Origin of the sequence: Yersinia sp. IP36721, assembly GCF_003634395.1 — a bacterium.
GTDB classification, from domain to species: Bacteria; Pseudomonadota; Gammaproteobacteria; order Enterobacterales; family Enterobacteriaceae; genus Yersinia; species Yersinia entomophaga.
Genome location: NZ_QCZL01000085.1, coordinates 1 through 653, shown reverse-complemented (window position 1 = coordinate 653; position 653 = coordinate 1). Strand labels below are relative to the sequence as shown.

Here is a 653-nt window from a genome sequence, read left to right as displayed (position 1 = left end):
CTGTAATTTACCCAGGTAACTTCTGCGTGGAGCTTTTGCAAGCTCGTGCCATACATTGGATTTCATGCTGCCTCCTGATTTTCTTTTAGCCGCTTTAATTCCAGCCGGTAGTAATCACGAATGCCTTTTAACTCTTCGACGGTGTAACTGCGGCGTTCGTGGTTATTCTCGATAGCCTCAACGGTCTTAATGCCAATGCGCTTAATCAGCTCGACGCGGTACGGAACGATATTCCCGCTCTTGTGCTGGTTGCATACTGAACATTGTTTATGGATTTGCCGGGGGTCGAATCTGAATTGAGGTGCTGCTGCGGTTGTTCTGTAGTGTCCAGCATCCCACTGTGCCGCTAAATGGGTACCACATGATACGCAGGGTAGGCTTGAATCACGGGCTCTTACAAAGGCGTTGACGGCTTGCTGTGCCTGCTTAATCCAATACGTTTTGGGCTGGGCATTAATTCTTCTGACTTTTAGCTGCTTCCGATCCTCCTTTTGCCGCTCCTGCCTTTGCTTAATCTCGTTATCGTAGTTCTGCTTTCGCCTCTCTTTCATAACCAGAACCGCGTATTCTATTTTGTGCTCTTCGCAGCACCACCACTCGTATATCGCGGCCGGTTTAAATCTCGTTTTACACACTTTACAATTTCGACTCTT

The 653-nt window shown here is 47.8% G+C and carries 1 protein-coding gene; it reads right to left on the bottom strand.

Annotated elements, in window-relative coordinates:
• Positions 1 to 62: 62 nt before the first annotated feature.
• A partial coding sequence (locus DBA33_RS20430; RefSeq protein ID WP_120807132.1) for a recombination protein NinG occupies positions 63 to 653 on the bottom strand: 591 nt, incomplete at its 5' end.